Consider the following 6,739-nt stretch of genomic DNA (forward strand, 5'->3'; position numbering starts at 1 on the left):
CCTGGTTGCAATCTGGCCCGGATACCATTCGCACCGCAAGGCTGGATTGTGGGCATTTCTCGATGTTGCTGCAAAGTCTCACTCGCCGGCGTTCAGGTTGAAACAGCCGCTTTCCATCCGGGCCTCCGACGAACGTCAGATGCGAGCACCGGGCGACTTGGGGAAGGTGCCGGAACGGCAGGTCAATCGGCTGACTCGGTCCGTCCGTTTGAGGGGGCTCGCATGTACGGTGATCGGCGTCACAGAACCATCATCCCGGCAGTCGCCATGCTCGGCGCCTGCGCAGTGCTCTGCCCCACGGCGGCCCTGTCCGCGGACTATGCCGCGGGAGGCGGTGTAATCAACGCGCCCAACGGCAACGCGACGGCGGTTGGCAGCGGGGCCAACACAACCGGTTTCGTGGCGACGGCATACGGCGCGGGCAGCACCGCGAACGGTGCGGATGCAGCCGCCATCGGCGCGGGGAGCTCTGCGAACGGCACTGCCGCGACCGCGCTCGGTGTGCAATCAACCGCCAACGGCGGCAGCGCGACTGCGATCGGAGTCAGCAGCGTCGCGACCGGTGGCAACGCGACTGCCACCGGCAACAACAGCGCCGCGCAAGGCGATGACGCGACCGCGACGGGACAATCCAGCAGAGCGGTCGGCACTTTTGCAACCGCGACAGGACAGAGCAGTGTCGCGAACGGCACCTTGGCGACCGCGACCGGCATGCTCAGCAATGCGACCGGTATCAATGCGACCGCGACCGGCGCAAGGAGCAGCGCCAACGGCATCGGAGCGACCGCGACCGGGGTCGCCAGCAGGGCCATCGGCGACTTTGCGACCGCGACCGGCCAATTCAGTCTGGCGAACGGCTTGACGGCGACGGCGACCGGCGAATTCAGCAGTGCCACCGGAGCCGCCGCGACGGCGACCGGTCAGCAAAGCATCGCCAATGGCGCAACCGCCAGCGCCTATGGCCAAAACAGCAACGCCACCGGCGAGGCGACGACCGCGATCGGCCAGGCCAGCACCGCCAGCGCCACCGGCGCGACGGCGGTCGGCGCCAACTCGCAGGCCACCGCGGCAGGTGCGGTCGCGGTCGGCTTCAATGCCGCCGCTACGGGCGCCAATGCGATCGCGATCGGCAATGGCGCGGTCGCGAACGGCTCGATCGCAGTCGGTGCGGGCGCGCTGGCGTCCAATGGCGGCGCGGCGTTCGGCGACGGCGCGGTGGCGACGGGAGCGAATTCGGCCGCCTTCGGCAGCAATGCCGTGGCGACCTTCGCCAATTCGACCGCGATCGGCGCCGGTGCGACGACAACGGCGGCAAATCAGATTTCGGTCGGGACCAGTACCAGCACCTACCGCATGTCCGGCATCACTTCGGCGGCGAGCCTTGCCGCACAATCCGGTCCAACCCAGGTGGTGACGACGGATGCCGCCGGCCATCTCGCCTCGGCCAACTTCACTCCACAGGACATATCCAGTCTCCAAACCAACGTATCGACGCTGCAGGGCAACGTCGCGACATTGCAGACGCAGATGCGGCAGGCGTTCGAAGGCACCGCGATCGCCATTGCCATGGGCGGCGCAGCGCTGCCATCGGACAAGAGGTTTGCGATCTCGACCAATTGGGGCACCTTCCGCGGGCAGAACGCCATGAGCCTCGGGGCCCAGATGCGGCTCAACCAGTATGTCGTGCTCAATGGCGGCGTCGCCGCCGGCTTCGCGCAAGGAGGCGTCGGCGGACGCGCCGGAGTGACTGTTGCGTGGTGACCCGGAAAGCATCCTGGCTGCGGGCTCTGGTCGCTGCGGGCGCATTGCTGGCGGCCGCCGCCTGTCGTGCGGAAACGCCGCCACCGGCACCCAAGCCGGCCCAGATCGATCGCAACGGCGTGCTCATGCTGGTGCGCTCCGCTCTGCTCGCGCTCGATCACGCCAACAAGACGGGTAACTACACGGTACTGCGCGACATCGGCGCGCCGGGCTTTCAAGTCAACTCGGCGGCCCGCCTGGGGGAGATATTTGCCAAGCTGCGCAACGACAATCTGGATCTTTCCGGCGTCGCCGTGATCGATCCTCAACTCAATCTGCTGCCGCAGATCGAGGCCAACGGGCTGATGCATATGGCGGGCTTCTTTCCGTCGGTTCCGAACCAGGTCAATTTCGACCTGGCGTTCGCGCCGGTGAATGGGCAGTGGCGGCTGTTCGGGATCTCGGTGTCGATTGGACAGAGCGGGCCCGCCGCGCCCGAGCCGCCGGCCGCGGCGCCCGCAAACGGTGCTAAACCGGCTGCAAAGGCCTTGCCTGGAAGCAAGCACGGGCCCGCGGACAAACCGGCCGATACCCCCGCGCCGAAATAGCGTCCTGAAGCTGGTATTTGTGGGCCGTGCTGCATGATGTCAGCGGGACGGTTTCATAAACGTTGCGTTTCCAAAATTGCACGATCCATGCACTTGCATCTTTCTCGGCGCGCCGGTAGGTGAGATGCGCGAGCTTCACGCACAAACCCGAAGGAATTTGCTATGGCCTATAACATCGTCACCATCGTCGGCAGCATCCGCAAACAGAGCTTCTCGCTCAAGATCGCCAATGCGCTGGCCAAGCTCGCACCGGCGTCGCTGAAGCTCGATGTGACGACTCTTGAGGGCGTTTCCTTCTTCAACCAGGACCTCGAGGCGGCGCCGCCGGCGGATTGGCTGGCCTTCCGCGAGAAGCTGCAGAAGTCGAACGGCGTGCTGTTCGTGACCCCCGAATACAACCGCTCGATCCCGGGCGTGCTGAAGAACGCGATCGACGTCGCCTCGCGGCCCTACGGCAAGAGCTCGTTTATCGGCAAGCCGATCGGCATCATCGGCAATTCGCCGGGACCGCTCGGCGGCGTCAGCGCGGTCAAGCATCTGCAGAACATCCTGCCGGGCATTTCCGGTCCGATCCTTGGCCAGCCGGAAGCCTATCTCAACGGTGTCGGCGATGCCTTCGACGACAAGGGCGAACTGACCAAGGAGTCGCTCAAGGGCGTGCTGCAGCAGTATCTCGGCGCCTTCGCGGCCTTCATCGAAAAGCAGAACGGCTGATCTTGTTTTGACGCGTTTTCTTCACGCGAACCGGCATCCACTTCGCTCGAAAACGCTCTGGTTTAGCACTCCGTTAACCCCATGGCCGCATCTTCGCGGCCATGGTTTCCCGCACACGCCTCAAATCGATTCTGACCGGGCTCGCGCTCTACACGCTGGCGGCGCTGATGGTCGGCTATTTCGGCGTCAACGCCTATACCGGCAAATATGGTCTGAACGCGCGGCAGGAACTCGACCAGGAAATCATCGCGCTGACCTCGGAGCTCGCGCGATTGAAGAAGGAGCGGGCCGAGGGCGAGCAGCGGGTGTCGCTGTTGCGGTCGGACCGGGTCGATCCCGACATGCTCGACGAGCGCGCGCGCTTCCAGCTCGACTACGCCAACCCGCGTGATCTGGTTCGGATCAACAAGTCGAACTGACGCGTTCTCAAATTTCAAAAACATTCGCGCGCTATCACAAAAGTGTCGCGGCACGCTGCAGTGCGGCATAGCAAAATTCCATTGGGCGAACGCAATCCTTCCAAGGCGATTTGAGTTGGGTTAGAGAGGGTTCTTCGATTTCTCTCACCCGGAATTGCCATGGCCGCACCCAAGAAAAGCGTCGCGAAGGAATCAGGTCAGGAGAAGGCTGGTTCTCCCCCCGAATTCTCCAAGGAGCAGGAGCTCAAGGCACTGCGGGACATGCTCCTGATCCGGCGCTTCGAGGAGAAGGCCGGTCAGCTCTACGGCATGGGTGCGATCGGCGGCTTCTGCCATCTCTATATCGGCCAGGAAGCGGTCGTGGTCGGCATGCAGATGGCGCTGAAACAGGGCGACGAGGTCATAACGGGCTACCGCGACCACGGCCACATGCTGGCCTGCGACATGGAAGCCAAGGGTGTGATGGCCGAATTGACCGGACGCCGCGGCGGCTATTCCCGCGGCAAGGGCGGCTCCATGCACATGTTCAGCAAGGAGAAGCATTTCTACGGCGGTCACGGCATCGTGGGCGCGCAGGTGTCGCTCGGCACCGGCCTTGCGTTCGCCAATCGCTATCGCGGCAACGATAACGTCAGCGTGACCTATTTCGGGGACGGCGCGGCCAACCAGGGCCAGGTCTACGAGAGCTTCAACATGGCCGAGCTGTGGAAGCTGCCGGTAATCTACGTCATCGAGAACAATCGCTACGCAATGGGCACATCGGTGTCGCGCGCTTCGGCGCAGCAGGATTTTTCCAAGCGCGGCGCCTCCTTCAACATTCCCGGCAGGCAGGTCGACGGCATGGACGTGCGCGCGGTCAAGGCCGCCGCCGATGAGGCCACAGCATGGTGCCGCGGCGGCAATGGTCCGATGATCCTCGAGATGCAGACCTACCGCTATCGCGGCCACTCGATGTCCGATCCCGCGAAGTACCGCACGCGCGAGGAAGTCGAGAAGGTTCGTCACGACCAGGACCCGATCGAGCAGGTGCGCAACCGCTTGCTGGCGTCGGGCGTCAGCGAGCAGGATCTGAAGGCGATCGACGCCGAGGTGCGCGAGATTGTCAACGAAGCCGCCGACTTCGCGCAGCACGATCCGGAGCCGGATGCGTCCGAGCTCTACACCGACATCTACCGCTGACCCCACCCGCGCAGAAGAATTCCAAGACCGATTTCGGGAGCCGATATGCCCATTCAAGTGCTGATGCCTGCGCTGTCGCCCACCATGGAGAAGGGCAACCTCGCCAAATGGCTGAAAAAGGAAGGCGAGACCATCAAGTCCGGTGACGTGATCGCCGAGATCGAGACCGACAAGGCGACGATGGAGGTCGAGGCAACCGACGAGGGCACGCTCGGCAAGATCCTGATTCCGGAAGGCACCGCCGATGTCGCGGTGAACACGCCGATCGCTACCATTTTGGCCGACGGCGAAAGCGCCGCCGACCTCGCCAAGGCGCCGGCCGCACCAGTCCCGCAGCCGAAGGCGGCGGAGGCTCCTGCTGCCGAAGCCAAGGGAGATGCAAAGGCGGAAGCGCCGCAGCCTGCGGCCAAGGCGCCGGCCGCGCCGGTCAGCGAGGCGCTGCCCGATCCGGAAATTCCCGCGGGCACCGAGATGGTCACGCAGACCATCCGCGAGGCGCTGCGCGATGCGATGGCCGAGGAGATGCGCCGCGACGGCGACGTCTTCATCATGGGCGAGGAGGTCGCCGAGTATCAGGGCGCCTACAAGGTGACGCAGGGCCTGTTGCAGGAATTCGGCGCGCGGCGCGTGATCGACACGCCGATCACCGAGCACGGTTTTGCCGGCGTCGGCGTCGGTGCGGCGATGGCCGGGCTGAAGCCGATCGTCGAGTTCATGACCTGGAATTTCGCCATGCAGGCGATCGACCAGATCATCAATTCGGCCGCCAAGACGCTCTATATGTCCGGCGGCCAGATGGGCTGCTCAATCGTGTTCCGCGGCCCGAACGGTGCCGCCGCACGCGTCGCGGCCCAGCACAGCCAGGACTACGCCGCCTGGTACTCGCAGATCCCGGGCCTCAAGGTGATCGCGCCGTACTCGGCCGCCGATTACAAGGGCCTTCTGAAGGCCGCGATCCGCGATCCCAATCCGGTGATCTTCCTCGAGAATGAGGTGCTGTACGGCCACACCGGCGAGGTGCCGAAGCTGCCCGATTTCGTCGTGCCGATCGGCAAGGCGCGGATTGCGCGCGCCGGCAAGGACGTCACCATCGTCTCCTGGGCGATGGGGATGTCGTATGCGCTGAAGGCCGCGGACGAGCTCGCCAAGGAAGGCATCGACGCCGAAGTGATCGATCTGCGCACCATCCGTCCGATGGACACCGAGACCATCATCAACTCGGTGAAGAAGACCGGCCGTGCGATCACGGTGGAGGAGGGCTGGCAGCAGAGCGGCGTCGGCTCCGAGGTTGCCGCGCGCATCATGGAGCATGCGTTCGACTATCTCGATGCACCGGTCACGCGCGTCTCCGGCAAGGATGTGCCGATGCCCTATGCCGCCAATCTTGAAAAGCTTGCTCTGCCTTCCGTCGCCGAGGTGGTCGCGGCCGCCAAGGCCGTGTCCTACCGGTAACGCCGATGGCCGGTCCCAAGGAGCAGCCGCTGCCGCCTGACGTGATGGGCCGCGACGACGCCGTCGAGGTGCTGCGCGCCTTTGTCGTCGACGGCGGCCTGTCGATCGCGTTCCAGCGCGCCTTCGAGGAGCCGGACATGTGGGGGCTGATGCTCGTCGACATCGCCCGCCACGCCGCGCGCGCCTATTCGCGCGAGAGCGAATACACCGAGGACGAGGCGCTCGCGCGCATCGTCGAGATGTTCGAAGCCGAAATCGCCCGGCCGACCGACATGGGCCAAACCAAACCGCGGTCGCAACAAGGTCACTGACAATGCCGATCAATATTCTCATGCCCGCGCTGTCGCCGACGATGGAAAAGGGCAACCTCGCCAAGTGGCTCAAGAAAGAGGGCGACAAGGTCAAATCCGGCGACGTGATCGCGGAGATCGAGACCGACAAGGCGACGATGGAAGTCGAGGCGGTCGACGAGGGCACGATCGCCAAGATCCTGGTGCCCGAGGGCACCCAGGACGTGCCGGTCAACGACGTCATCGCGGTCATGGCCGGCGACGGCGAGGACGTGAAGGCCGCAGCCAGCGCCGGAGCCGGCGCTGCTCCGGCTGCCAAGCCCGCCGAAGCTCCGAA

Annotated in this window: 8 protein-coding genes; all 8 read left to right on the forward strand. The window is 64.9% G+C overall.

Features of this window, described 5'->3' with window-relative positions; genetic code table 11:
- Positions 1–222 precede the first annotated feature (222 nt).
- Positions 223–1,761: a YadA-like family protein gene (locus tag AC628_RS32140; protein ID WP_168193492.1), complete on the forward strand. Its 1,539-nt coding sequence runs from the start codon at positions 223–225 to the stop codon at positions 1,759–1,761.
- Positions 1,755–2,348 (forward strand): hypothetical protein, encoded by a 594-nt coding sequence (locus AC628_RS32145; protein ID WP_502689797.1) that lies wholly within the window; start codon positions 1,755–1,757, stop codon positions 2,346–2,348. The genes AC628_RS32140 and AC628_RS32145 overlap by 7 nt, the downstream gene beginning before the upstream one ends.
- 162 nt (positions 2,349–2,510) lie before the next feature.
- Positions 2,511–3,062, forward strand: coding sequence for an NADPH-dependent FMN reductase (locus AC628_RS32150; protein WP_074130774.1), 552 nt, complete (start codon positions 2,511–2,513; stop codon positions 3,060–3,062).
- 101 nt (positions 3,063–3,163) lie between these two features.
- Positions 3,164–3,481 (forward strand): FtsB family cell division protein, encoded by a 318-nt coding sequence (locus tag AC628_RS32155; protein WP_021079258.1) that lies wholly within the window; start codon positions 3,164–3,166, stop codon positions 3,479–3,481.
- Positions 3,482–3,640: 159 nt separating this feature from the next.
- Complete coding sequence (gene pdhA / locus AC628_RS32160) at positions 3,641–4,660, forward strand: pyruvate dehydrogenase (acetyl-transferring) E1 component subunit alpha (RefSeq protein ID WP_074130775.1); 1,020 nt, start codon at positions 3,641–3,643, stop codon at positions 4,658–4,660.
- 45 nt (positions 4,661–4,705) lie between these two features.
- Positions 4,706–6,112, forward strand: a complete 1,407-nt coding sequence (locus tag AC628_RS32165) for a pyruvate dehydrogenase complex E1 component subunit beta (protein WP_074130776.1) — start codon at positions 4,706–4,708, stop codon at positions 6,110–6,112.
- Positions 6,113–6,117: 5 nt separating this feature from the next.
- A complete protein-coding gene (locus AC628_RS32170; RefSeq protein ID WP_021079261.1) occupies positions 6,118–6,423 on the forward strand; it encodes a DUF5076 domain-containing protein in 306 nt (101 codons plus the stop codon).
- A 2-nt stretch (positions 6,424–6,425) separates the two neighbouring features.
- A partial coding sequence (locus AC628_RS32175; protein WP_143201908.1) for a biotin/lipoyl-containing protein occupies positions 6,426–6,739 on the forward strand: 314 nt, incomplete at its 3' end.

Source organism: Bradyrhizobium sp. NAS96.2, from assembly GCF_001908235.1.
Lineage (GTDB): Bacteria > Pseudomonadota > Alphaproteobacteria > Rhizobiales > Xanthobacteraceae > Bradyrhizobium.

Coding starts and splice junctions, on each gene's coding strand:
- AC628_RS32140 (WP_168193492.1), top strand. CDS start 223: ATGTACGGTGATCGGCGTCACAGAACCATCATCCCGGCAGTCGCCATG.
- AC628_RS32150 (WP_074130774.1), top strand. CDS start 2,511: ATGGCCTATAACATCGTCACCATCGTCGGCAGCATCCGCAAACAGAGC.
- AC628_RS32155 (WP_021079258.1), top strand. CDS start 3,164: ATGGTTTCCCGCACACGCCTCAAATCGATTCTGACCGGGCTCGCGCTC.
- pdhA (WP_074130775.1), top strand. CDS start 3,641: ATGGCCGCACCCAAGAAAAGCGTCGCGAAGGAATCAGGTCAGGAGAAG.
- AC628_RS32165 (WP_074130776.1), top strand. CDS start 4,706: ATGCCCATTCAAGTGCTGATGCCTGCGCTGTCGCCCACCATGGAGAAG.
- AC628_RS32170 (WP_021079261.1), top strand. CDS start 6,118: ATGGCCGGTCCCAAGGAGCAGCCGCTGCCGCCTGACGTGATGGGCCGC.